26 protein-coding genes are annotated in these 23,564 nt (G+C 30.8%); 14 read left to right on the forward strand and 12 right to left on the reverse strand.

The annotated features are described in order from the left end of the window. Window positions 1-9: 9 nt before the first annotated feature. The 3 genes from V8G56_RS09930 to V8G56_RS09940 all read right to left on the reverse strand — a co-directional run bounded on the left by V8G56_RS09930 (window position 10) and on the right by V8G56_RS09940 (window position 3,217). Window positions 10-774 (reverse strand): exodeoxyribonuclease III, encoded by a 765-nt coding sequence (locus tag V8G56_RS09930; RefSeq protein WP_395438296.1) that lies wholly within the window; start codon window positions 772-774, stop codon window positions 10-12. Between the two features lie 141 nt (window positions 775-915). After that, window positions 916-2,868 carry an ATP-dependent zinc metalloprotease FtsH gene (gene ftsH / locus V8G56_RS09935; RefSeq protein ID WP_395438297.1) on the reverse strand — a complete coding sequence of 651 codons (1,953 nt, stop codon included), beginning with the start codon at window positions 2,866-2,868 and terminating at the stop codon, window positions 916-918. After that, the gene (locus tag V8G56_RS09940) at window positions 2,849-3,217 is read right to left on the reverse strand and encodes a carboxymuconolactone decarboxylase family protein (protein ID WP_395438298.1); all 369 of its coding nucleotides are present in this window, start codon (window positions 3,215-3,217) and stop codon (window positions 2,849-2,851) included. Before V8G56_RS09940 ends, ftsH begins: the two co-directional genes overlap by 20 nt. Before the next feature lie 232 nt (window positions 3,218-3,449). Here V8G56_RS09940 and V8G56_RS09945 point away from each other — a divergent pair, with 232 nt between their 5' ends. The 8 genes from V8G56_RS09945 to V8G56_RS09980 all read left to right on the forward strand — a co-directional run bounded on the left by V8G56_RS09945 (window position 3,450) and on the right by V8G56_RS09980 (window position 10,962). Next, on the forward strand, window positions 3,450-3,842 hold the full coding sequence (locus tag V8G56_RS09945; RefSeq protein WP_395438299.1) for a hypothetical protein: 393 nt from the start codon (window positions 3,450-3,452) through the stop codon (window positions 3,840-3,842). Between the two features lie 47 nt (window positions 3,843-3,889). Next, window positions 3,890-4,366 carry a hypothetical protein gene (locus V8G56_RS09950; RefSeq protein WP_395438300.1) on the forward strand — a complete coding sequence of 159 codons (477 nt, stop codon included), beginning with the start codon at window positions 3,890-3,892 and terminating at the stop codon, window positions 4,364-4,366. A 537-nt stretch (window positions 4,367-4,903) separates the two neighbouring features. Then, window positions 4,904-7,831: a sigma 54-interacting transcriptional regulator gene (locus tag V8G56_RS09955; RefSeq protein WP_395438301.1), complete on the forward strand. Its 2,928-nt coding sequence runs from the start codon at window positions 4,904-4,906 to the stop codon at window positions 7,829-7,831. A 187-nt stretch (window positions 7,832-8,018) separates the two neighbouring features. Next, window positions 8,019-8,432: a hypothetical protein gene (locus V8G56_RS09960; RefSeq protein ID WP_395438302.1), complete on the forward strand. Its 414-nt coding sequence runs from the start codon at window positions 8,019-8,021 to the stop codon at window positions 8,430-8,432. 4 nt (window positions 8,433-8,436) lie between these two features. Continuing rightward, window positions 8,437-8,847: a DUF7793 family protein gene (locus tag V8G56_RS09965; protein ID WP_395438303.1), complete on the forward strand. Its 411-nt coding sequence runs from the start codon at window positions 8,437-8,439 to the stop codon at window positions 8,845-8,847. Further along, the gene (locus V8G56_RS09970; RefSeq protein WP_395438304.1) at window positions 8,844-9,011 is read left to right on the forward strand and encodes a hypothetical protein; all 168 of its coding nucleotides are present in this window, start codon (window positions 8,844-8,846) and stop codon (window positions 9,009-9,011) included. Before V8G56_RS09965 ends, V8G56_RS09970 begins: the two co-directional genes overlap by 4 nt. Window positions 9,012-9,304: 293 nt before the next feature. Beyond that, window positions 9,305-9,943 carry a hypothetical protein gene (locus V8G56_RS09975; protein WP_395438305.1) on the forward strand — a complete coding sequence of 213 codons (639 nt, stop codon included), beginning with the start codon at window positions 9,305-9,307 and terminating at the stop codon, window positions 9,941-9,943. Between the two features lie 5 nt (window positions 9,944-9,948). Continuing rightward, window positions 9,949-10,962 (forward strand): 2-hydroxyacid dehydrogenase, encoded by a 1,014-nt coding sequence (locus tag V8G56_RS09980; protein WP_395438306.1) that lies wholly within the window; start codon window positions 9,949-9,951, stop codon window positions 10,960-10,962. Window positions 10,963-11,045: 83 nt separating this feature from the next. Here V8G56_RS09980 and V8G56_RS09985 read toward each other — a convergent pair whose 3' ends face one another. From V8G56_RS09985 to V8G56_RS10010, 6 genes are all read right to left on the reverse strand, one after another. Then, complete coding sequence (locus tag V8G56_RS09985; RefSeq protein ID WP_395438307.1) at window positions 11,046-11,420, reverse strand: GerW family sporulation protein; 375 nt, start codon at window positions 11,418-11,420, stop codon at window positions 11,046-11,048. 593 nt (window positions 11,421-12,013) lie between these two features. Then, window positions 12,014-12,958 (reverse strand): L,D-transpeptidase, encoded by a 945-nt coding sequence (locus V8G56_RS09990; RefSeq protein ID WP_395438308.1) that lies wholly within the window; start codon window positions 12,956-12,958, stop codon window positions 12,014-12,016. A gap of 17 nt (window positions 12,959-12,975) precedes the next feature. Further along, window positions 12,976-13,695, reverse strand: coding sequence for a peroxiredoxin (locus tag V8G56_RS09995; RefSeq protein WP_395438309.1), 720 nt, complete (start codon window positions 13,693-13,695; stop codon window positions 12,976-12,978). Between the two features lie 6 nt (window positions 13,696-13,701). Continuing rightward, window positions 13,702-13,971, reverse strand: a complete 270-nt coding sequence (locus V8G56_RS10000; protein WP_395438310.1) for a heavy-metal-associated domain-containing protein — start codon at window positions 13,969-13,971, stop codon at window positions 13,702-13,704. A 186-nt stretch (window positions 13,972-14,157) separates the two neighbouring features. Then, complete coding sequence (locus V8G56_RS10005; RefSeq protein ID WP_395438311.1) at window positions 14,158-14,943, reverse strand: lipocalin family protein; 786 nt, start codon at window positions 14,941-14,943, stop codon at window positions 14,158-14,160. 131 nt (window positions 14,944-15,074) lie between these two features. After that, window positions 15,075-15,479 (reverse strand): CBS domain-containing protein, encoded by a 405-nt coding sequence (locus tag V8G56_RS10010; RefSeq protein ID WP_395438312.1) that lies wholly within the window; start codon window positions 15,477-15,479, stop codon window positions 15,075-15,077. Window positions 15,480-15,610: 131 nt separating this feature from the next. On the opposite strand from V8G56_RS10010, the gene V8G56_RS10015 reads away from it, so the two are divergent. Beyond that, the gene (locus tag V8G56_RS10015) at window positions 15,611-15,979 is read left to right on the forward strand and encodes a hypothetical protein (protein ID WP_331630233.1); all 369 of its coding nucleotides are present in this window, start codon (window positions 15,611-15,613) and stop codon (window positions 15,977-15,979) included. A gap of 3 nt (window positions 15,980-15,982) precedes the next feature. Further along, entirely contained in the window at window positions 15,983-17,686 is a 1,704-nt protein-coding gene (locus tag V8G56_RS10020) for an ABC1 kinase family protein (protein ID WP_395438313.1), read from the forward strand. Window positions 17,687-17,756: 70 nt separating this feature from the next. On the opposite strand, the gene V8G56_RS10025 is transcribed toward V8G56_RS10020, so the two are convergent. Beyond that, window positions 17,757-18,359 (reverse strand): hypothetical protein, encoded by a 603-nt coding sequence (locus V8G56_RS10025; protein WP_395438314.1) that lies wholly within the window; start codon window positions 18,357-18,359, stop codon window positions 17,757-17,759. A gap of 69 nt (window positions 18,360-18,428) precedes the next feature. Then, window positions 18,429-19,202, reverse strand: a complete 774-nt coding sequence (locus V8G56_RS10030; protein ID WP_395438315.1) for a patatin-like phospholipase family protein — start codon at window positions 19,200-19,202, stop codon at window positions 18,429-18,431. Window positions 19,203-19,456: 254 nt separating this feature from the next. Here V8G56_RS10030 and V8G56_RS10035 point away from each other — a divergent pair, with 254 nt between their 5' ends. Genes V8G56_RS10035 through V8G56_RS10050 form a run of 4 tightly spaced genes read left to right on the forward strand, consistent with a single transcriptional unit; the run spans window position 19,457 to window position 22,511 of the window. After that, the gene (locus V8G56_RS10035) at window positions 19,457-20,227 is read left to right on the forward strand and encodes an MlaE family ABC transporter permease (protein ID WP_331630241.1); all 771 of its coding nucleotides are present in this window, start codon (window positions 19,457-19,459) and stop codon (window positions 20,225-20,227) included. 2 nt (window positions 20,228-20,229) lie between these two features. Continuing rightward, window positions 20,230-21,012, forward strand: coding sequence for an ABC transporter ATP-binding protein (locus tag V8G56_RS10040; protein ID WP_395438316.1), 783 nt, complete (start codon window positions 20,230-20,232; stop codon window positions 21,010-21,012). Window positions 21,013-21,024: 12 nt separating this feature from the next. Beyond that, a complete protein-coding gene (locus V8G56_RS10045; RefSeq protein WP_395438317.1) occupies window positions 21,025-22,020 on the forward strand; it encodes an MlaD family protein in 996 nt (331 codons plus the stop codon). A 2-nt stretch (window positions 22,021-22,022) separates the two neighbouring features. Then, window positions 22,023-22,511 (forward strand): hypothetical protein, encoded by a 489-nt coding sequence (locus V8G56_RS10050; protein ID WP_395438318.1) that lies wholly within the window; start codon window positions 22,023-22,025, stop codon window positions 22,509-22,511. 253 nt (window positions 22,512-22,764) lie between these two features. On the opposite strand, the gene V8G56_RS10055 is transcribed toward V8G56_RS10050, so the two are convergent. Beyond that, on the reverse strand, window positions 22,765-23,433 hold the full coding sequence (locus V8G56_RS10055; RefSeq protein WP_395438319.1) for a BON domain-containing protein: 669 nt from the start codon (window positions 23,431-23,433) through the stop codon (window positions 22,765-22,767). Between the last annotated feature and the right edge of the window lie 131 nt (window positions 23,434-23,564).

The raw sequence follows: 23,564 nt of genomic DNA on the forward strand, positions 1-23,564 counted from the left end.
GCGTATCAATTACAAATTAATTTCAAGATGTATTGGACAATGGTCAGATCCATAATAATCAGATAAAATGCTGGTTGTTTTTATGTTGTTTTTTAACATGCTGCTGATTAAAAAATAATCAATCCGCCAACCTATATTTCTTTCTCGCGCTTTAAAGCGATAGCTCCAGTAAGTATAGGCTATTTGATTAGGATGTAGATCCCTGAATACATCTACAAAACCAGCATTAATCATAGCCGACATACCATCAATTTCAATTTGGGTGTAACCAGCCGTTTTGTTGTAATTGGCTTTGTCGTTTTTAAGATCGATTGGTTTATGAGCCACATTAAAATCACCGGTAACAATGAGTGGTTTTGTATTTTTAAGATTCTTTAAATAATTAAGAAAATCTGAATCCCATTTTTTCCTGTAATCAAGTCTTTCCAGTTGCTGACCAGAATTCGGAACATATACATTGACCAAATAAAAATTGAGATATTCCAAACAAATAACCCTTCCTTCATAATCATGTTCATCAATACCAATATCATTTTGTACAGATATCGGTTTTGATTTAGAAAGGGTGGCAGTACCAGAATATCCCTTTTTATCTGCAGAATTTACATATATGTAATAATTGTTCAATAAAGACAGCTCTTTGATTACTTGGTCGTCTTGTGCTTTGGTTTCCTGAAGACACAAAATATCGGGATTTAACTTTTTTATATCCTTAAAAAAATTCTTTTTAACAATGGCTCTTAAACCATTAATATTCCAGGAAACAATGTTCATATTAGGCTCTATTTTATTGGGTAATGTTGCATTATATAATTACTTAAGAATTAGTTTAAAATTAGGGAAGCATTAATAGGAACGTAATGATTTAGGTCAGTAAAACTATGTGTTAGAATTTTTTAATAGAAGCATTTTATTTTAAGGATTCTCTATTAAAAGTTCCACATGGCGTGTACCTAATATGGTTTCTAATTCTTCTTTTTCTATAGTTTCTTTTAATAGCAAAAGTTTTGCTAAGGCTTCCAGTTCAGTTTTATGAGTTCTTAATAGATTTTTTGTACGTTCATAAGCGTTTAGTACTAATTCTTTTACTTTCTTATCAAATAAACGAGCCATATCTTCACTATATGGTTTTCCTAATATGGCTTGATTCTGGCCGGTTGAATCATAAAAACTTAGTGGGCCTATTTCGTCATCTAACCCATAGTAAACCACCATAGAATAAGCTTGTTTAGTGACCTTTTCTAAATCATTTAAGGCCCCTGAAGAAATTTCATTAAATATAATTTCTTCGGCTGCTCTGCCACCCAATGAAGCACATATTTGATCCATAAATTGAGCTTTAGTAACTATCTGCCGTTCCTCTGGCAAATACCACGCAGACCCCAAAGATTTTCCTCTGGGAATAATAGATACTTTAACCAGCGCATCTACATTTTTTAAATACCAGCTGGCCACCGCATGACCTGCCTCATGATAAGCAACAATTTCTTTTTCTTTAGGAGAAATTATTTTACTTTTTCTCTCCAGTCCACCCACAACACGTTCTCTAGCTTCAATAAAATCTTCTTGTTCAATCGCTTTCTTTTTTTTCCTTGCAGCAATCAAAGCTGCTTCATTACAGATGTTCGCAATATCGGCTCCTGAAAAACCAGGGCTTAATGTTGCCAGCTCTTCTATATTAACTTTCTTTGCTAATTTAAGTCCTCGTATGTGGACTCCAAATATTTCAATGCGCTCTTGCTTATTTGGCAATTCAAGATAAATATGCCTATCAAACCTTCCTGGCCGCAACAAAGCTCTATCTAAAATATCTGGTCTATTGGTTGCTGCAAGTACTATAACTCCTGTATTAGGACCAAAACCGTCTAACTCTGTAAGCAATTGATTTAAGGTGCTTTCCCTTTCATCATTGGCTTGAAATGCGTTTACTTTACCTCTTGAACGTCCCACAGCATCTATTTCATCAATAAAAATAATACTTGGTGCTTTTTCCTTAGCACGTTTAAAAAGATCCCTTACACGAGAGGCGCCAACACCCACAAACATTTCAACAAATTCTGAACCGGACATAGAAAAAAACGGAACCCCGGCTTCACCTGCCAATGCCTTTGCCATCAATGTTTTACCCGTGCCTGGAGGTCCTATAAGCATGACACCTTTTGGAATTTTAGCTCCCAGTTTGGTATATTTTTCTGGGTTTTTAAGAAAATCGACAACTTCCATCACTTCAACTTTTGCTTCCTTCAATCCAGCAATATCATTAAAATTAATATGGCTTTTTTGTCCTTTTTCAGACACTCTAATAGTTGCTTTTCCAAAATTGAATAGTGGGTTCGTTCCTTTTCCTGAGTAGATTCCTCTTATAATGACTAACCAGAAAAAAAACAACAGGAGTATGGGAATAAGCCAAGAAAACACATTAATAAAGCTGTTTCTTGTACTAAAGAGTAAGGTGATTCTTTCTTCTGGGATGACTTCTTGTTGTGCTTCTTCCAGCTTACTTTCAAAACTTTCTACAGAACCTATTTGTATCTTGTAATGTGGTCCTGTGTTTATGGTGAATTTATTCCTTTTTAATTGTTCGTATTTAGGATCTTTAAGTCGGTCTGGCTTAATATATATTTCTGCGACTTCTTTATTGACGATAACAATCTTATCGACTTCATGCTGGCTTAAAATACTATTATTAAATTCCTTCCAGCTTATTTCTTTTAAATTAGAAGTAGGATTGTTAAATATAAAAACAGACAATAAAATGGCTGTTATAATGACGTATAACCAACTAATGCCAAAACCGCCTGGTGGTTGATCTGAAGTTTTTTTTTCAGATGAACTGGATTTATCTATTTTATGAGGTTTCTTTTCCATTTTTCTCCAAAACAATAAATTGTTCTAAGGCTTCCATAGCTTCACAACCATAAACAACTGCCGGACCACCACCCATAAGTACGGCAACACCAATGGTCTCTAAAATTTCTTGGGAAGTGGCTCCCGAACTTAGTGCATGCTGTACATGAAAGGCAATACAACCATCACATCTTACAGTTATAGCTATTCCTAAAGCAATTAGTTCTTTTGTTTTTGTTGAAAGCACCCCATCTGCAATACCTGCCTTATGAAGTGTATTAAAACCTTTCATGACCTGTGGAATTTTTAATTCCAGTTCGCTTATTGATTTTGTTAGATCATGGTAATTTTTTGAATAATCTTTTATCATTTCCTTGAATTTTGGTTATATGCCTAATATCTTTTTAAAATGATATAATCCTTGATGCTTTGATGTAGTTCAAAACTATTTAAATTATTCAACCTTCAAAATGACCAGCATCATTTCACTTGTTTTGTTGGTGTATTTAATTTGTATTAGAAAAAAATAAAATAGCTGTATTAGCTTAATAATTATATAAAGGGCTAACTGTAAAATTAATATAACCTTTTAATAAAAACAGATGAAAAAAAGAAATCAGTTTCTAATAATACCGCTAGTTGCATTTATGTTTATTGCACAAAGTTGCGGGCCTGTTGTTTTTTCTTCAAGTTTGGAAACAGCTCCTCCTGTTTGGTTTTATCCTAACAGAGTAGAAACCATTAGATATGTCTATTTTCCAGATTATACGATTTATTACGATCTGTCACTTGGGAATTATATTTATTTAAATAACGGCGTTTGGGTAAGGGTAAAAGTTTTGCCTCAACGCTACAGATCCATCAACTTAAGGCAAAGTCAATTTGTTAGAGTAAAGAACTATAGAGGAGATAATATTTCTGAATATCACAGAGCAAATAATTCAAATAACAGGAGATCTAATACACGATCAAATACTAATAACAGTAGAAATTAAATCTCTTAAAAAAATATAAATAATTGTTTAATTTAAAACGTATAGAAATGAAAAAGTTAACAACCCTATTATTAATGTTTATAATCATAGGATGTAATAGTCAAGAAAAAGAAAAAAAACAAACAGAAAACAATATAAAAGAAGACTCCATTGTAAAACCTGAGGAAAAATGGGATGTACATAAAGAATATGATGAGTTTGGCAATCTCATTAAATATGACTCTATTTACTCTTGGTCATACTCAAATTTAAAAGGAGATCAGTTTCGGGTAAACTTAGATAGTATTATGGATTCTTTTAAAGGATATTTTGATAAAAACACCCCTTTTAAATGGCATGAAGACTTTGCCTATTTTCCAAAAAAGGACTCCCTTTTTATGAATGATTTTTTTAAACAAGATTACTTTATTAGAAATTGGCAAATGCGGCATTCTGAAATAGAAGAAATGATAAAAAAAATGGATTCTTCAAGGAATGCTTTTTTAAAGAATTATTATCCTGGTTTAATGGAATCTAAAAAATAAATACTAAGCGATTTCACCCATTTTCAATGCCGTTTTGAAACAATTTAATTTTCTTTTTCTCTCTTTTATTAGCGCAGTATAATTTGAGTGATATTCATCAAATAAGATAAAACTACTGCCAAAATTGTAATTGGCTGATAATTTCCTTTTTTTTGTTTTTGATAATTGAAATTTATCGAAAGAAAAAATATAATTATTTCATTAAAATAAGACTTAAACTTTTAGGGGATTTGATCTAATTTATAAATTTTGTAAAAAAACAACTCAAATTTTTAACCTATATTTGAAGGCGTATTTTTGATATTTTTTCAAAAGAAGGAAAGATGAATATTCAGGTTAAAAACAAGAAATAACCTACAAGTGAATTGCTGGAATTCCAAAAGAAAACTGAGTCTTTTAAAAAAGAAGAAGAAGTTATAGGTTATTTAGCACTCGTTCAGGAGATTTTCAATAATAAAAATAAACAGTTATTAAGGGGCACGAAAACAGCAGGTTTTTTTAGACTCGGTTTACAGAAAAAAATACTTTGATTTTGTCATGGAGAAAAAATTTATAAGTCAAATAGATTTTACAATAGATAATATTTCTGATGGGTTTGTGTCTCTAGACAATGATTGGTGTTATACGTTTATAAATAAAAAGGCTGGGGAGTTTTTAGGCAGAAAACCGAGTAGTTTAATTGGTAAAAATATTTGGACTGAATTTCCTGACGGCGTAGGTCTTCCTTTTTATCACGCCTATTATAAAGCTGCGGAAACTCAAGAAACACAATATTTAAAAGATTATTATGAACCATTGGGCAGATGGTTTGATAATAGGATTTATCCATCAAAAGAAGGGTTGTCAATTTATTTTACAGACATTACAGAAAATAAAATAGCAAAAGACATCATCCTCCAAAAAGAGCGGGAATTAAATATTATTTATGAGACTTTAATTCAGCCTATATTCATCTTAAAAGTAGAAGAGACTAATCAATTTAAATTTATTTCAGTAAACAATAGTTTTTTAAATATTTTAAATATCTCTGAAAAAGAAATAATTAATAAGTCTATAAATGATATTGTCCCTGAGCTTTCATTGAGTCTAGTATTAGGAAAATACAAGGATGCCATCCAAAGCAAAAAAACAATTCAATGGGAGGAAACCATCCCTTATAAAACAGGTGTTAAAACAGCGATTATTACCATAAGTCCTTTATTAGATTCAAAAGAGAACTGCACACATTTGGTTGGTATAATTTATGATATTACGGAACGAAAAAAAGCTGAAGAGCAAATAGTGAAAAGTGAAAAATATTTAGAGAACATTATTAATAATATTGGCGATCCCATTTTTGTAAAAGATGATCAAAGCCATTTGTTGTTAGTAAATGACGCTTTTTGTAAAATATTTAAACTTGAAAAAAAAGACATCATTGGTAAAACATTAGCCGAAAATGTAACGCCAGAAGAAAAAAGTATTTTTTTTAGTATTGACAAGCAAGTAATCTCTACGGGTGTTGAGAATATTAATGAAGAGACACTTACCATTAATAATGAAGAAACAAAAATAATTTCCACTAAAAAGACAAGGTTTATTGATGATAATAATAACAAATATCTTATTGGAATAATTAGAGATATCACTTCACGTAAGCAGGCTGAATTATTATTACAGGAAAACGAAAAATCGTTATTAGAAGCTCAAAAAATCGCCAAAATTGGAAGTTATAACCTAAACTTAAAAACTCAAACTGCTACAACTTCAATTACTTTTAATGAAATTGTAGGACTTGATGCAAATAGTGTGTTAACTTTTGATCTTTGGAGAACTATAACCCATCCAGAAGATATTCCTAACAATCAAAAAGTGCTTGAGAAGTGCATAAGAACAGGTGAAAAATTTGATTTGGAATATAAAATTTTCACAAAAAATAAAAGAGAGTTAAAATGGATACATGGGTTAGGTGAAGTTATTTATTCAAACGGAGAGGCTATCAATTTTTTTGGTACTATTCAAGATATTACTGACCGTAAAAAAATTGAATTAGATTTAAAATATGCCAAAGACTTTTCTGAAGGCCTTATACTAACAATGGCTGAAGGTTTAGCAATTGTTGATCTAAAAGGTATTTCTTTAGATGTAAATAAGGCCCTTTGTGATATGACTGGGTTTACCAAAGAAGAACTTTTAGGAATTAAAGCGCCATTTCCTTATTGGCCCTCTGAATCTTATGAAGAAATAAATTTAGCCTTTGAAAAAACCATAAAAGGAGAAGATAATCGGTTTCATTTTAATTTTATGCGTAAAAATGGTGAAAGGTTTCCTGTGTCGCTTTGTGCAAAACCTCTTAAAGATAAAGATGATAATACAGTTGCTTTTTTTGCCACTGTGCAAGACTTAACAGAGCAAATTAAAGCTGAACATAAAATAATTCAGGCAAATCTAGAACTTTCAAATGCCAATATTGAGTTAAGTGCCTTAAGGAATCAGTTAGAACAAGAAAATATTTATCTCAGGAATGAACTTGATTTAGTATTTAACTATGAGGAAATGGTGTATGGAAGTGCGGAATTTAGTAATGTTCTTTCAGAGGTTGAAAAAGTGGCTTTAACAAGTGCAACAGTACTGTTGTTAGGCGAGTCTGGTACTGGTAAGGAATTATTGGCCAGAGCCGTTCATAAGATTAGTTTGCGCAGCAATAAACCTTTAATAAAGGTCAATTGCTCGGCTATACCTAGGGAACTCATAGAAAGTGAGTTGTTCGGTCATAAAAAAGGATCCTTTACAGGAGCGTCTAGTGATAAGATTGGAAAATTTGAATTAGCAGATGGAGGTACCTTATTTTTAGATGAGATAGGCGAACTTCCACTAGATATGCAGCCAAAAATTTTAAGATTTTTGCAAGAAGGCGAAATTGAAGTTGTGGGTGGTACAGGTACTCGAAAATTGGATGTACGAATTATTGCAGCAACTAACCGAAATCTTAAAGAGGCAATAGAAAAAAAACAATTTAGAGAAGATTTGTATTTCCGATTAAACGTTTTTCCCATTGTAATACCTCCATTAAGAGAACGGATTGATGATATTCCGCTGTTAGTTGAACATTTTGTAGATAAGTTTAATAAGGCGTATACAAAAAATATCAAGTATATTTCTGATGCCGCCATGGCTAAATTAAAAGCATATAACTGGCCGGGTAATGTGAGAGAACTGGAAAATTTAATAGAAAGGGCTTCCATTTTATCAAATGATGAAACCTTAGTAATTCCAGGGTTTGAAACTGAACCCCAAAAGTCTAAACTTTCTATTAAAAAGACAAAAAACTTATCATTAGATGCTATTCAACGCAATCATATTGTCAGCGTATTAGAAAGGTGTGATTGGAAAATCTCAGGACCTAATGGAGCTTCTATATTATTAGGTTTGAAACCTAGTACCCTGCGTGATAAGATGTCTAAATTAGGGATTAAAAAGCAGTAAAAAAAACACGGAATACCGTGTTTTAACTTTTAAGCGGTAAGGTTAATAACGGTATACCGTGTATATTTGTATCTCCATATTTATTTTATTAATTTTTAAAGTATTGATTATCAATAAAATAAAATCATAATTTTTGATAATTTGACTTTTGGCACGTCAATTGACATTTGTTTTTTAAAATTTATTAATGAACAACTTGATTGAGTTTAGTGGTATTAAATATTGGGCAGACCAAAATATAATTCCCTGTGAATTAAATGAACATTTTGATTTTCAATCTCAAAAGCGAGGTATTTCTAAATTTTTTGATAATACCATTATGATACTTTCTAATGATAGATACCCGTCAATACATATTAATTTAAAAGAAGTTAGAAATTCTGATTCCATAAAGGGATTTAAGTTTTTTTATCAAAATTTATTAAATAATACCTCTGTTCTTTCAAAGACTTCTGTAGTTAGAACATTTGGATTACAGTCACTATTTATATTTTGTGATTTAGCTTTAAATGATGTTGTTCTTAATAAAATTTATAGTAACATGGATATGGTCATTAATTATTGTAATGAAGGATTTATGATGTTTAATATGGCAAACTAAAACTATGGAAGGAATGATCATATATGAACATGCAAGCATTTGGACAGATAGTTCTGGAATTCTTTTCTGTAAGTTTAAAAGTTTAAATGCCAATAATAAATTAGATTATCCAAAAGCAGAATTATGTATAGAGGCCATTTCTAAATTATCTAAGGGCATTTCTATGCCGTTACTCATTGATTTACGGGATACTAAAGGTACTTTTTCAATTGCAGCAGCTCGATTTTTAGCACGAAGTTTCAATAACCTTTCATTAATCATTTCCGAAGCCTATGTTATCAATTCACTCTCAATAAATATATTAATTCGGTCCTACAAAAGATTATATGATACAAGTATTCCATATGCTGTTTTTAATACTATGGAAATGGCTGAAAGATATTGTTTAGAATTTAAAAATGACATGTCGAAATGAAGATGAATGTTATGTTGTTTGATAATTTTAAAATGGATTTGTTTATCAGTCAAGAGAATACTGAACAATTAGCCGTTAACAAAAGGATTAAATCATTAAGAAGTACAAAAGATGCCATTGAATATTTGCACTATTCAAATGGCCAAATAGAAATTTTATATTAATAATTATTAAAAAATATTTAAAAATACCCTAATTCCACACATAAACCCGCAAATAAAGCTTTCATTCATTGTGTTTTTGAGAAAGTGATGCAATGAGCTCGAGGTTTTATTATTTTACACTTTATTAATTAATAGCAATTTGGGTTTTGTGTGGAATTCTTTTAATCAAACATAAATTTATATTTAATCAATACCCAGTAATAATTTGTTTGCATTCTTAGTAATGTGATTGATTTATATCATTGCCATAAGCTTAATAATCAGATAATTTTATTCAATTAAATTTAATTATCATGAAAATATTATGGTATCTGTTAACAATGGTTTTATTACTCAATTGTTCATCTACAAAATTAGTAGATAGTTGGGTTGATCAAGAATCTGTAAACTTTACGCCTAAAAAAGTATTGGTTTTAGGGATCACAGACAATTTAACGGCAAGAAAGATATTTGAAGGAGAATTAACGAAAGAACTTCAAATTAGAAACATTAATGCCGTTGAAAGTTTTAATGTGTTTACGACCTCATTTATAAGCACCAAACAAACGGAAGATAATATTGAAAAAGAAGTTGAAAGACTTTCTGAAAATGGATTTGATGCTATTTTGATATCTACTGTGAAGGGTGTTAATCAAAAAACAGTTTATTCTGTAGATATGTATAGAACAGATTATTACTGGAGGCGTTTTGGCCGGTATTATTATTTCTATCAAGATGTCTATTTTGATCCTGGCTATTATGAAAATTATAATATTTACAATGTTGAGGCCTCCTTATTTGATTTAAAAAATCATGAAGATAAATCGTTGGTCTGGGTTGCTTCTTATAATATCATTGATCCAAAATCAATTAATACAACAGTTAAAGAATATGTAAAGGCCATTATTGAAACTTTAGAAAAAGAGGCTATTATACCTTCCTTAATTAAATAATAGACATGAAAGTACTTGTATACAGTGCAAAGGATTTTGAAATTCCTTATTTGGAAGATGCTAATAAAGGAAAGCATAAGTTAACTTTTATAAAGGAATCTTTATCGTCAGAAACCGCCATGAAAGCGGTGGGCTTTCATGCTATTTCTGTGTTTTCAAATGATATTTTATCAAATACAGTTTTAGAAAAACTTAAGGATTTTGGCGTAAAATATATAACACTTAGATCAGTAGGGCATGACAACGTGAATCTTTTTACGGCCCAGACTTTAGGAATTAAAGTGGCTCATGTTCCTGCCTTTTCTCCCAATGCCATTGCAGAACACGCCGTAGCTATTTTACTGGCTTTAAACAGAAAATTGATACTGTCCAGTCAACGAGTCAAACAATTCAATTTTGATATCAATAATTTAATAGGTTTTGATTTAAAAAATAAAACAATAGGGATCCTTGGTACAGGTAAAATAGGCTCTGTAATGGCTAGAATCATGCATGGTTTTGGTTGTAAATTGCTAGGATTTGACATCAAAGAAAATAAAGAATTAATGGATGCTTATCAATTAGAATATGTTTCAATTAAGGAATTATGCAAAGCAGCAGATGTCATTTCAATTCATTTACCTTTAAATACAGAAACACACCATTTAATTGATAAAACATTATTTGAATTAATGAAACCCAATGTAATCATTGTTAATACTGCCAGAGGGGCCATAATAAATACTAAGGATATGGTTGAGGCCCTAGTTAATGAACAAATTTCTGGGCTGGCAATAGATGTTTATGAGCATGAAAGAGATCTGTTCTTTAATGATTATTCTCAAGAAATCCCAAAGGATGATATGTTTATAAAATTAAATGCATTACCTAATGTCCTTATTACGGGACATCATGCTTTTTTAACAGAAGAAGCACTTACTAATATAGCCGATGCTACCATTTATAATTTAGATTGCTGGAGTGAGGATAAGGCAACTAAGAACGAACTTCATTTCAAATCGCTAAAAACCATATTGTAACTTATAAAATCTAACAACGACCCTGTAAATCGCTGAATACACAGGGCCGTTTTTTAATGCCAATCATACTTTAATTAATTATTTTATGTATTGACTTCATCTTTTGATTTTTTTTCAATTATTTTTTCAATAATGTCAGGGACTTTTTCAAATGCCGCGGCTAAACCATGAATTTTCCCTGTTGGAATAAAAGAAATTTCTTCACCTTTTGTTACCAGAAAACCTATTGGTTCAATTCCAATTCCGGCACCGGCACCAACTCCATGACCTTTTTGGGTTTTGGTTTTGGTTTCAATACCTTCACCTCCTCCAGATCCAAATCCCATACCTACCTTTATCACAGGTACACATTTAAATTGTCCGAGTTCAAATTGAGCGCCTATAACCGTTTCTGTTTTTGCTTCTGTTTTAATAAAGTCTGTCACTTTATTTAATAATTCTTCAAAATGTAAATCCATAATTCAAAAATTTAAATGTTAATAATATGATTTTAATATATTAATTGGTTTGTTCTCCAGTACTAAAATAAATTGATTCTGACCTTGAAAATTGATAAAGAAATTCCCGTGATTATAATTTAGAAATGCAAATAAGGGATATAATTTAGCGTTTAAAATACAATTTCCCGTATCAATATTAATAAGGCAGTTTTTTACTTTAAATGTTTTTATAACCCGTATAATTTTGTTAAGAGGTATATGCTGTTTAGGTTTTTCTAATTTGTGTTGAATAGCCTTTTTATCTTTTTTAACAGTTTTGACTTTTAATGGATAGAAATAGAAATTAAAAAATAATATTTTAAGTCTTAACCTAAAGATTTCTAGATCATGTTTTTCAAAACTGATTTTAAAAACCCCTTTAAACTGGAGATAATATTGATTTGATGTTGTATCTATAAAAATTATAATTGGTAAGAATAAGAGTCCCAATATAAGAGATACAATTATGATGAGAAAAATGGGGATTACCATGTTCAAATTTTATGTTAAAATAGCTGTTAGCATTTATATAAAGCAATGATATCCATCAACCTCATGTTAAATTTTTATCATTACAGATTTTTCCTATAGTTATAAATATCTTTTAAAACAATCTTTTCACCCAACGAATCTTTAATATTTAAATCATATCTTATAGTGATTTTTGTACCTATAGGTGCATAATAATAAATAACCCAGGCATCTGTTTCTTTTGTGCCAATACAACCGTTAGAATAGGCTTTCTCAAGAGTTATGGGATTAGTAGTAGGATGAATTAATTGACCGTTTCTAATTCCGTTAATTTCAGTTTCTAAAAATGGTATTTGAGGCAAGGCGGTTATTTTATGATCATCTCTTCTGGTAACAAAATATTGACGACCATTAACAGGGTTATAATAGTCAGGATTCCTAACATGATTTATAATGTAACCACTCCCTGTTTTAGTTTTTAAATCTGTGATCCTATCAGCCATTTTTAAATATTTCCATTCCGGACGGCCTACTCTAATCGGGAATTTATATAATTCAGTTGAATCTTCAATAATACGAAGCTTATACTCCGGAATATTTATATCTATATAGGTTTTTTCAAAAGCCTTAAGTATTTCCTTTGCTTTTATTGAATCTGGAAAAACTATTAAGTCACCTTTTCTAAACACGATCATTTTTTTTTGATCATATACAAATGAATCATTTGCTTTCAAAATGTAATAATCTGTATTTTTTAAATTTTCAATGATCCATGGGTTGGCTCTAACCAAAAGGTGTTCGGTTAATTTATAAGATGTTCGAGCATGATATGCGGTAACAATGGAGTCTAAAAATTCAAAATAGTTCTCTATTGTTACTGGCTTTCCAACAACAACAGAATTCAATTCAATGGTCTTATCAAATATTTTATTGTTTTGAATATTAGATGATAAAAGGAAATCTTGGTGATTTCCCTTGTAGTTAAATTTGATAAAAACTAACAAGATCATGATCAAAATTACTGAGGGAATTGATTTTGAAAACATCTTGTTAGTTTTTGTGATCAATTTTTTATTAACTCACTTAAAATAGCATTCTTGTCTAATTTTTTAGTACAGAAGAACCAATCATCACAAGTTAATCCATTTTTAGTGGTCATGCGTTCTTCAGCCACGCCACATGAACCCGCAGGCGATATAATAACATCATCTCCAGGTTTCCAATCGGCAGGGGTTGCCACGGCAAATTTATCAGACGTTTGCATGGCAATTAAGGCCCTATAAAGCTCATCAAAATTTCTACCCAAACTAAGAGGGTAATATATTAAAGCTCTTACTATACCTTTTGGATCCACAAAAAACACGGCTCTTACGGCTTGTGTTTTACTTTCACCAGGTTGAATCATACCATATTTTTTGGCAATTTCCATAGTAATATCTTCTATTAATGGGAATTTTACTTCAACGTTTTTCATGCCATTGAATTTAATTTTTTCCTTAATGGTTCTTAACCAGGCAATATGACTGTATAAGCCATCAATTGAAAGTCCTATCAGTTTGCAATTGGCTTTGGCGAACTTAGATTCTAGACTTGCAAATGTTATAAATTCAGAGGTGCAAACAGGTGTAAAATCTGCGGGATGACTAAATAAAATCACCCATTTACCTTTGTAGTCACCAGGAAAATTAACGATGCCCTGTGTAGTAATGGCTCTGAATTCGGGCGCTTTATCTCCAATTCTTGGAATTGAAATTACTTTTTCTTGTTCTTGAAGTGTTTCCATATGTATTTAATTTTTGTATTGATTAACTGCTTTTCTCAAATATGATTTCGCTCTTCTATATATATTATTTTTATCACCAAAGGGTGGATAACCAATTTTTGAAAGTGTTTTTTTTACTTGTATGACATCAGCTGCTGATTGATGTTCAAATGTTACAGTAGCATATTGATGTTTAACAGAAACATTGGATATATGTTTAAGTTTAGAGAGCATTTTTAAAATGATTGAATCACAATATTCGCATTTTAAGTTTTGGATATATAATGTGGTTTTCATAAGACTCGTTTTAATTAGGTCTTTAAAAGTAATTTTTGATGAAAATATTTGAAATGATTAGAATCAATTCAAGGCAACTTTTATTGAAAGTGATTTTAGTTTCTATCATGTGATATAAAAAAAGCCGAAATGAAATTTCGACTTTTAAATAATTATAACGGGCTTATTTTATTTGAAAAACTAGCATCAGGTGGTCACTTTAATAAAAACAATTTTGAGAGTTACTAGAATGCCTTCTATTTCTTCTGAAAATTCTACAGACATTTTATTATTCTCAAAGGTTATTTTAATTTCTCCATCTACACCGATACCATAAATTTTATACAATGAGTCTCCAATATTTTTCCACATACCTGTTTTTAAAGGCAGTTCTATACATTCTGTTTGCTCACTATTGTCCATAAATGAGATTTCTTCGAAAAAACCATCTTCAAAAAATTCAACGCTTCCCATTTTTTCACATTCGGAGACCTCTATTTCAATTGAACCAATAAATGCCTGGTCTTGTTCCCATTTACCAATAATTTTATCTGGAACATAGGCTTTATCAGAAATAAATATTGTTTTTATTGAAAAGGTGATCCCATCATTTGCCTCAGAATATTCAGCGATCATTTTGTCATCTTGAAAAGTGACTTTAACAGTTGAAGTATTTAAACCAGACATTTTATAATTAGAATTACCTAAACTTTCCCATGTACCATTGACAACATCATAGAGTATGCATTCCGTATCTGTATCGTTATATAAATAGTCATTTTCAATATATGTACCATTTTCAAATACCTCAATGGTCATCTTTTTTTCACATTCAGAAATTTGTAGATCTACATTATCAATAAATAATTGACTTAATCGCCATTTACCTATAATGTTCCCCTCATATTGAATCTCATCGCTATCACTGGAGCTGCAAGATTTTAAACTAATTGCAACAATTAGAATACTGATCAATACCAATAATTTTTTCATACCTTTTAATTTAATTGATTAAAACTAAAATTATAAATGAAGCTATAATATTGAAATGATAGTTATCAATATGGAAGAGGAATTAAAAGCTATTCAACAAGCATCAATTAGTAGGATTCCAATTAATTATATTAGGCTTTCATAAGGAAAAACTTTATAACATCGGCAGTTGATACAATGCCTACCAGTTTATCATTTTCAAGGATTGGAATGGCATGATAATTACCTTCAGACAAAACTTGAGCGACTTCTTCAACAGAAGCCTCAGTAGTTAAAGAAAATGGTTTTGAGGTCATGATATCTTTAACTTTAAGCTCTTTATAAATCTTGTAATCGTCATCCATACCACCACCAGCAATGTTATACATAAAATCAACCAAACTTACCATTCCTACTAATTTTTCATTTTTCACCACTGGAATGTGATGGTGAAAGTTCTTTTTCTCATAAATGTGTTTAACATCTAAAAGCTGTTGTTCTGGGGAAACGCAAACCACATTTTTTGTCATTAATGTTGTTATTGGATGGGATTTCATGGCTTTAATTTTTTATTTTGAAATACACCTAAAAATAAAGCATTAGAATGCCTTTCTAAATGATTTTAATCATTTAGAACCAGCATATTTAATAATATATTTAGTATTGGATTAAGCTAAATGTTCAGGTTATGAAAACTAAGACAATATTGGAGTTACTTACCTTAAGTTCTAGCATTTATTTTTTAGCTAGAGACACTCATTTTTTGGATAAGATTAATGAGCTTTCAGAAAAAGGAAAAGAAAATATTAATAGAGTGATGTCTGAAACTGAGTTGGACGAAAATGGCAATGAAATTGAATTTGTAGATAAAATTATTTTAAAAACCAATGAACTTAAAGAAGAACTCTATGACAAAATAGAAGAATTGGTTGCTCAATTCTATAAAAAAATAAATGTGGCCCATTTAGATGAAATTAAGGCTTTAAATGAAAGAGTAGATACTCTTGAAAAAATGGTTGCATTATTAGAAGCAAGACTCAACAAATTGGAAGCTTAAAACATGGGCATTCTTAACGATATTCACAAAAGAATTAAATCTATCTCTAGATATAATCAAATTCTAAGAGTATTACTAAAATATGGCTTTGAAGATCTGGTCAATTATCTTGAGGAAAATAAACAATATACCTTCATTCATAAATTAATTCCTTCTTCTACCAGAAAAGCCGTCACTAAATATAGTAAATGGGCGAAAATGAGATTGGTATGTGAAGAGTTAGGGCCTACGTTCGTGAAATTTGGTCAAATTTTAAGTAACAGACCAGATTTGGTGCCCTTGGCATTAACCTTTGAATTAGAAAAATTACAAGATAATGTGCCACCAATGTCTGAAATTGAGGCAAAAGGAGTCGTAGAAACAGAGCTAAAAGATAAAGTAGAGACCCTGTTTGCGTGGTTTGAGCCCATTCCTTTTGCGTCGGCGTCCATGGCTCAAGTTCATAGAGTTACCTTACATAGTGGGGACCGTGTTGCCTTAAAAATTCAACGTGCCGGAATATATGATGTTATTACAGAGGATCTGAAAGTGATGTATAAAATTGCACATGTATTAGAAAAAAGGATACCCTCAATAAAAAGCTTTGATCCAATTGGACTGGTTAAAAATTTTGAAAATTCTATATTAAAGGAACTAGATTTTATTCATGAATCTATCAACGTTCAACGATTTTATAATAATCTTGAAAATGATACTACAATTGAGCAATTTGCCCATGCGCCAAAAGTTTATCAAGAATATACTACTTCAAAAGTTTTAGCATTAGAATTTATTTCAGGCATTAAAATTGACAGGATTTTAGATTTAAGAGCTAACAAATTTGATACGGTTGTTATAGCCCGAAGGCTTGCAATCAGTTATTTCAAACAAATTTTTGAATATGGTTTCTTTCATGCCGATCCGCATCCAGGAAATTTATTAGTGCTTCCCAATAGTCATATCTGTTATCTGGATTTTGGTATGATGGGAAGTATGTTACCTAGAGATATATCTATTTTTGGAAGGTTATTTATCGCTATCACCAATAAAGATGTCAGAAAAGTAATTAAAGCTTTACAACAACTTTCCAATAATGCCCCAATAGCCAATATGAGAGATTTAGAGTTTGATATTAATGAATTTCTAGAAAAATATTACGTGCGAGATATTCATGAAAATGAGATGAGTACCATTTTATTAGAACTAAAAGATATTATCATTGCCCATGGATTAAAAGTGCCTACTTATTTTTTCCTTTTTGCACGTTCGTTAGTCACTATTGAAGGAGTAATAGAAAAGCTAGATCCAAACTTAGAGCAATTTGAAATTGTGAAACCCTACCTAAAAAAAAGTGCCTCTCAAAAATACAATCCATTAATGATAGGTAAAAAAGTGGCCAATTCATTATTAGAGCTTACCAATTATATGGAAGATTTTCCTTCAGATCTAAAAAATGCCATACGTAAAATAAATTCAGGTAAAATAAAAGTAGATTTAACACATCAAGGCATAGATCCAATGGTTCATACCTTGCAAAGAATAACAAAACAATTGATTGCTGCTTCCATAATGGTCGCTCTAATCTTGTCTGCTTCCTTATTTATAATATTTGAAATACAGCCGCTATTGAAAGGTGTTTCTATATTAGGTATCACCAGTTTTACCCTAGCTGTATTTTTGGGGTTTGGTATGCTTTCAAATATAAAAAAAGGAGATTATGATTATTAAATAACCTCAAGCATTTAAACAAAAAAAAGTACAATTTTAATTGTACTTTTTTTGCAATAAATTTAATTCTTTAAGCTTTAGAAAAGGCTTTCTTGAAATGATCAAATGCTTCAGAAATTTCATTTTGAAAATGCTCTAATTTTGTTTCTTCTTTTTTCTTGGCGTATTTACCTTTAAACTTATCAATAAAAGAATTGAAGTCTTGCTTTCCTTTTTCAAAAGTGTCTGTAGCTTTTCCTTTATCCTTGTTAAATTTTTGCTCTAAAATTTCTAGTTGAATTTTAAACTGTTCAATTTCAATGAGGGTAAAGGCGTACATTCTATTTAAAGTTTCATTTGTTTTAATTTTAACTTCAATATCATGTAAGGTGGTAAGCAATTGTTTTTTTTGTTTTTTAAAAATCTCTTTAGTTTCTGCTTTACCTAAAGCCAATTGCACTCTAAGTTCATCAAATTTGGCATTAAGCTCTTCAATTTTTTCCTTAATACCTTCAATTTTAAACTCACTCTCATGAATAAACTGGTTAAATTTCTTTTTAACCTCTTCATACTTATCCTGAGCTTCTGCTTTTCCTAAAGCTGCTTTTACCTGAAATTCTTCTAACTCAACGGCAGTTTTTCTTAGCGCTTTAATGATTTTATCTACAAATTCAATATCCTTGCTATTTTTCATGATTATTAGATTTATGATGATAGTAAAGCTAAAAACAAAACTGAAAATACTAAATGATAATCATCAATTTTAAAAATGGTTAACTCTAAAATCCTTATTTGCTGCCATGGCATCTTTCGCCGCTTCATAACCTATTAAAAATATCTTTTCTACATGTTTTTTGTCAAATACGCCGTATTTACCCAATCCATTAGGTGCCACAACCAGATCACAATCATCAAATTTTTTTTGATCTTCTCTTATAGATTTAATTGAATAAGCTCTTTCTATGACGTTGTGTGAATATTTTAAATCTTTGAAGTTAATTGAATCCAGATTATTAACATAAACACCAATGATTTTATCACATTTCGGTTTTAATAATTCCACAGGAAAGTTATTAATTGATCCACCATCTATATAATAATTCCCATTAAGTTTTACGGGAGTAAATACACCGGGAATAGCTGCTGAGGCGAGTATGGGTCTGATAAGTTCTCCTTGACTAAAAACTTCTAACTTCCCATTTAATATGTTGGTTGACGTAATACTCAGCTCTTTTTTTAAACAGGAAAAATCATCTTCTTTTATATATTTTTTAAAATCTGAATAAAATTTTTCAGTGTCTATAAAACCAGGTTTGTTTAAAGCAAATTTTTTAATATCTAGGATGTTAATTTCTTTGAAAAACTTCAAAATATCTTCCCATGGGTAGCCATATGCATAAAAAGCACCTACAATAGCACCGGCACTAGTGCCGGCAATGTGTGTTGGAAATATATTATATTCTTCAAGGGCTTTAATGGCTCCTATATGAGCCGCACCGCGCATACCGCCACCTGATAATACCAGTCCAATTTTCATTGTTATTGAATGATTTAATACTAAAGGTAGTTGAATTTATTAGGTTTTAAGATGATATAAGTCAACCGGATATACACTAAAGTCTCTCGGATTAAATTCGAATTTGAAGTTCCTTTTTCTTATAATTATAATTTAAATAATCTTTTAAGGCACTCATTTTTAATAAAGTAGGATTCTGTTTTAGACAATTTTAGGATGATTAATATCATTTCTAAAAATGCATAGTTGCTGTATATTTAATTAATGTGCATATTATGTTTATTTCATCTAAAATAGAATCCTTTTTTATTGAGATTGGTGAACTTACTTTTTTTGCCCATCGCTTTTTTAAAGAAGTTTTTAGTAAACCTTTTGAGTTTAAAGAACTTTTAAGGCAATGCTATTATATAGGTAACAAATCTTTGTTCTTAGTTGGTATCACAGGTTTTATCATTGGTTTAGTAATGACGCTTCAAACAAGACCGACACTTGAAGAATTTGGGGCAGAATCCTGGATGCCGTCCATGGTCAGTATTTCAATAATTCGAGAAATAGGACCTGTTATTATAGCTTTGACCTTTGCAGGAAGAATAGCCTCTGGTATTGGTGCTGAATTGGGTTCTATGCGCGTTACTGAACAGATTGATGCTATGGAAGTATCTGGCACCAATCCCTTTAAATATTTGGTAGTAACCAGAGTATTGGCAGCTACTTTCATGCTGCCTATTTTAGTATTAATGGGAGATGCGATTGCTCTTTACGGTTCCTATATTATTGAAAACATTAAAGGAGAAGTATCCTTCCTATTGTATTTTAATAAAGTATTTGATTCTCTTGAATTTGGTGATCTCATTCCAGCTATTATTAAAACGTATTTCTTTGGATTCGCTATCGGTCTTGTGGGTTGTTTTAAGGGGTATTACTGCGACAAAGGGACCGTTGGTGTTGGGCTTGCTGCTAATTCAGCAGTGGTGTTTTCTTCAATGTTATTATTTATTCTTGACTTTATTGCGGTTTTTATAACTGACATTTTTGTTGAAATATAATTATGGAACAAACCCAAAACATATTAATGGATAATAAGGAATTAGGCACTAAGAAATTGATGCTTGAAATTATAGATTTACGGAAAAGTTTTGGTGACAACCATGTACTTAATGGCTTTAATCTGCGTCTTTTTGAAGGTGAAAATCTGGTAATAATGGGAAAATCTGGTTCAGGAAAATCGGTTATGATCAAATGTTTGGTAGGCCTGATGCAACCTGATTCGGGAAGTATTATGGTAATGGGTAAAGATATTACAAAATTAAGGCAAACAGCGTTAGATGAATTGCGTACGGAAATTGGGTTTTTGTTTCAAGGAAGTGCCTTGTATGATTCTATGACCGTGCGGGAGAATTTGGAATTTCCATTAAGAAGGCATAAACATAAATTTGGTACTATTTCTGATACGACTCAAATTGTTATAGAAGCGCTTAAAAGCGTAGGGTTGGAGCATGCCATAAATTTAATGCCTTCAGAATTATCCGGCGGTATGAAAAGACGCGTTGCACTGGCAAGAACACTTATTTTAAAACCAAGAATAATTTTATATGATGAACCAACAAGTGGATTAGATCCTATTACCGCAAAAGAAATAATTGAACTGATGCGAAGTATTCAAGCTACATATAAAACCTCGGCTCTCATTATAACACATGATGTTGATTGTGCACGAGTAGTATCAGAACGCATGATTTTACTAGTGGATGGTATTAATTATGCTGAAGGGACATTTAATGAACTGGCCCAATCAAAAGATGAAAAAGTAAGAGCTTTTTTTAAGCAATAAAAATTAGTTGTCATGAAAAAAACGATCGGTGAAAAATTAAAGCTAGGCATTTTTTCAATAGTTGGACTCCTTATTCTTGTCGTTGCTATCTATTTTATTGGCAGTCGTCAAAATATGTTTGCCAAAACATTTATAATTAATTCCAATTTCAATAATGTAAATGGGTTACAACTTGGAAATAATGTGCGCTATTCGGGAATTAATGTGGGGAGTGTAAAAACTATCACTATAGTAAATGATTCTACTATTAGTGTGAGTATGGCTATTGATGAAAATATGGCAATTCATATTAAAAAGGACGCCATTGCAACTATAGGTACAGACGGATTAGTGGGTAATATGATAGTGAATATTATTCCTGGAAAAGGGGATGATCGGGTAGTGGTGGCTGGAGATGTGATTAAATCTTACACAAAAATCGGAACTAATGAAATGTTAAGTACCTTAAATGTTACTAATGAAAATGCTGCCTTATTGACTGCTAAATTATTGGATATTGCAAATAATATTACTGATGGTAAAGGCACACTAGGCATGTTAATAAACGACACTATTGCATCCTATAATATTAAGCAAACCATTTATAACCTCAAGCTCACCAGTATTGAAGCCAATAGAACAATGAAAAGCATCAATAAGATTGTGGACTCCATTAATTTAAATAACAGTATTGCAGGTTTGATTTTCAATGACTCCATTGAAGCCGAAAAAGTGAGAGGAATAATTACAAATCTAGATGAATCCAGCAATGATATTAAAATGGTCCTTTCCAATTTAAATGAAACATTATTAAATATCAAAGATGGAAATGGAGCCTTAAATTATCTATCTAATGATGAAGAATTTGTAAAGAATCTTGAGCAAACCATTCAAAATATTAATGAAGGAACCTCTAAGTTTAATGAAAACATGGAGGCGTTTAAACATAATTTCTTCACGCGTAGTTATTTTAAGAAAATAGAGCGCGAGGAGAAAAAGCAACAAAAGAAAATGAACAAAGATAAATAGGAATGAAAACAGAACATTTAGAGGGACGAATCACTGATTATAAAAAGTCCATTGAAACTGTTATTGAGAAGAAGATTCTTTGGAAAACAAAAATTAAATCTTTTTTGGTTAAAACTTTACAGAATATTGTAGATAAACATGCTATTGGCTGGCGTGTTCAAGAACTTAATTGGATTGGTACTAATGAGGCAGTTAATATTACATTTGAATCATTTCCTGTTGAATTGGCGGAAAAGATTAATCAAATGCCAAATTACCAGTTTATTCAAGGAGGGGCGTTGGTTTTTTCTGAATCTTATAATGGCAACGTACGTATCACTATTTTATTTCCATTAATAGAGAACATTTCTATTGAAGATAGTAGCTTGGAACTGGGCGTTTTTAGTCCTGCAGAGATTACTGAAAAATTAATTGTAGAAATGGTTGATGAATTTTTAAAGGAAATTATAAAATGGGAATTACCCGCTCCAAAAGCTAAGTTAGGGTATTAGAAATAAATTACTTTTATTTTTCTCACAAGTTTAATTAAGACCTTGTTTTCTTATTGACACTAAAAATGAGAAGAATAAAGTTAATTAATAAAAGAATTGATATTGTTGCTATGAATGTCATGATTAAAGCTTTTGTAAATTTCATCACGCTAACTAATTGATATACAATTTTAACTGATTATAATTTTTGTTTTATAAGCCCTGAAAGATTGATTTTTCAGGGCTTTAAAGATTTTAAATTAAGTCTAAGTTATTATGCGTATTCCGGATAATAATCTACAATAAGGTGGTTCTCAACCTTAGTAACACCTGGTGCAAAAAATGCAGCTTTACGAGCTTCTTCTTTTTCAGCCAGTGAGTGGACCGTTCCAGTTAATTTAACAGTATGTCCATCTACTTCAACGTTAATGTTTTTAGCTTCAAGGGCAGCAGATCTTTCAAATGCTTTTGTAATTCTATCTTGAATTTCTATGGGTTGAGCTCTTTTCTGTAAAGTAATATTATTAATTACTCCTTTCACACCATATAATTTTTCAACAGCACTTTTTGCGGCTCTTTTTTGATATTCCCAAGACACTTCTCCATTTAAATATACCCAGGCATCTTCTACTTTAATTTTAACCGAATCACTAGGTACTGAAGCATTCCATTTTATGGCTTCTACTGCTGCTTTTGCAATTTCTGTATCTGATTTACCTTTAGTAGAAGTATATTTAACTTCAATATCTTCAGCAACAGCTTTTACGCCATATACGTTACCTGCCGCTTTTTCTGCCGCCAATTTTTTAGTATATGAATCTACAGTTCCCTTAAGAGTCACAACACCATCGTTTACAATAACACCTATTTGAGTTTCATCAATATCAGGTTGCCATGCTAATTCCGCAAGAACATCTTCTTTTATTTTTAAATCTGTTTTCATAATATTATATTTTTAATTGATTTCTAAGATAAATTATTATCAAAATATCAGAAATGATATGTATCAATCAATTTTAAATCAGACGGGGTTTTATTAACTTTTTTTCATTTTAACCTGTCTAGTAAACTCAA

This window comes from Gaetbulibacter aquiaggeris, from assembly GCF_044003965.1.
GTDB classification, from domain to species: domain Bacteria; phylum Bacteroidota; class Bacteroidia; order Flavobacteriales; family Flavobacteriaceae; genus Yeosuana; species Yeosuana aquiaggeris.

What these genes read in the sequence shown, in the direction of transcription:
- V8G56_RS09945 (WP_395438299.1), top strand. Translation starts at nt 3,450, where the DNA reads ATGAAAAAAAGAAATCAGTTTCTAATAATACCGCTAGTTGCATTTATG.
- V8G56_RS10025 (WP_395438314.1), bottom strand. Translation starts at nt 18,359, where the DNA reads ATGAAAAATAGCAAGGATATTGAATTTGTAGATAAAATCATTAAAGCG.
- ftsH (WP_395438297.1), bottom strand. Translation starts at nt 2,868, where the DNA reads ATGGAAAAGAAACCTCATAAAATAGATAAATCCAGTTCATCTGAAAAA.
- V8G56_RS09970 (WP_395438304.1), top strand. Translation starts at nt 8,844, where the DNA reads ATGAAGATGAATGTTATGTTGTTTGATAATTTTAAAATGGATTTGTTT.
- V8G56_RS09960 (WP_395438302.1), top strand. Translation starts at nt 8,019, where the DNA reads ATGAACAACTTGATTGAGTTTAGTGGTATTAAATATTGGGCAGACCAA.
- V8G56_RS09930 (WP_395438296.1), bottom strand. Translation starts at nt 774, where the DNA reads ATGAACATTGTTTCCTGGAATATTAATGGTTTAAGAGCCATTGTTAAA.
- V8G56_RS09940 (WP_395438298.1), bottom strand. Translation starts at nt 3,217, where the DNA reads ATGATAAAAGATTATTCAAAAAATTACCATGATCTAACAAAATCAATA.
- V8G56_RS10005 (WP_395438311.1), bottom strand. Translation starts at nt 14,943, where the DNA reads ATGAAAAAATTATTGGTATTGATCAGTATTCTAATTGTTGCAATTAGT.
- V8G56_RS09995 (WP_395438309.1), bottom strand. Translation starts at nt 13,695, where the DNA reads ATGGAAACACTTCAAGAACAAGAAAAAGTAATTTCAATTCCAAGAATT.
- V8G56_RS09975 (WP_395438305.1), top strand. Translation starts at nt 9,305, where the DNA reads ATGAAAATATTATGGTATCTGTTAACAATGGTTTTATTACTCAATTGT.
- V8G56_RS10030 (WP_395438315.1), bottom strand. Translation starts at nt 19,202, where the DNA reads ATGAAAATTGGACTGGTATTATCAGGTGGCGGTATGCGCGGTGCGGCT.
- V8G56_RS10035 (WP_331630241.1), top strand. Translation starts at nt 19,457, where the DNA reads ATGTTTATTTCATCTAAAATAGAATCCTTTTTTATTGAGATTGGTGAA.
- V8G56_RS09965 (WP_395438303.1), top strand. Translation starts at nt 8,437, where the DNA reads ATGGAAGGAATGATCATATATGAACATGCAAGCATTTGGACAGATAGT.
- V8G56_RS10000 (WP_395438310.1), bottom strand. Translation starts at nt 13,971, where the DNA reads ATGAAAACCACATTATATATCCAAAACTTAAAATGCGAATATTGTGAT.
- V8G56_RS09955 (WP_395438301.1), top strand. Translation starts at nt 4,904, where the DNA reads ATGGAGAAAAAATTTATAAGTCAAATAGATTTTACAATAGATAATATT.
- V8G56_RS09990 (WP_395438308.1), bottom strand. Translation starts at nt 12,958, where the DNA reads ATGTTTTCAAAATCAATTCCCTCAGTAATTTTGATCATGATCTTGTTA.
- V8G56_RS10040 (WP_395438316.1), top strand. Translation starts at nt 20,230, where the DNA reads ATGGAACAAACCCAAAACATATTAATGGATAATAAGGAATTAGGCACT.
- V8G56_RS10015 (WP_331630233.1), top strand. Translation starts at nt 15,611, where the DNA reads ATGAAAACTAAGACAATATTGGAGTTACTTACCTTAAGTTCTAGCATT.
- V8G56_RS09985 (WP_395438307.1), bottom strand. Translation starts at nt 11,420, where the DNA reads ATGGATTTACATTTTGAAGAATTATTAAATAAAGTGACAGACTTTATT.
- V8G56_RS10020 (WP_395438313.1), top strand. Translation starts at nt 15,983, where the DNA reads ATGGGCATTCTTAACGATATTCACAAAAGAATTAAATCTATCTCTAGA.
- V8G56_RS10055 (WP_395438319.1), bottom strand. Translation starts at nt 23,433, where the DNA reads ATGAAAACAGATTTAAAAATAAAAGAAGATGTTCTTGCGGAATTAGCA.
- V8G56_RS10045 (WP_395438317.1), top strand. Translation starts at nt 21,025, where the DNA reads ATGAAAAAAACGATCGGTGAAAAATTAAAGCTAGGCATTTTTTCAATA.
- V8G56_RS10050 (WP_395438318.1), top strand. Translation starts at nt 22,023, where the DNA reads ATGAAAACAGAACATTTAGAGGGACGAATCACTGATTATAAAAAGTCC.
- V8G56_RS09950 (WP_395438300.1), top strand. Translation starts at nt 3,890, where the DNA reads ATGAAAAAGTTAACAACCCTATTATTAATGTTTATAATCATAGGATGT.
- V8G56_RS09980 (WP_395438306.1), top strand. Translation starts at nt 9,949, where the DNA reads ATGAAAGTACTTGTATACAGTGCAAAGGATTTTGAAATTCCTTATTTG.
- V8G56_RS10010 (WP_395438312.1), bottom strand. Translation starts at nt 15,479, where the DNA reads ATGAAATCCCATCCAATAACAACATTAATGACAAAAAATGTGGTTTGC.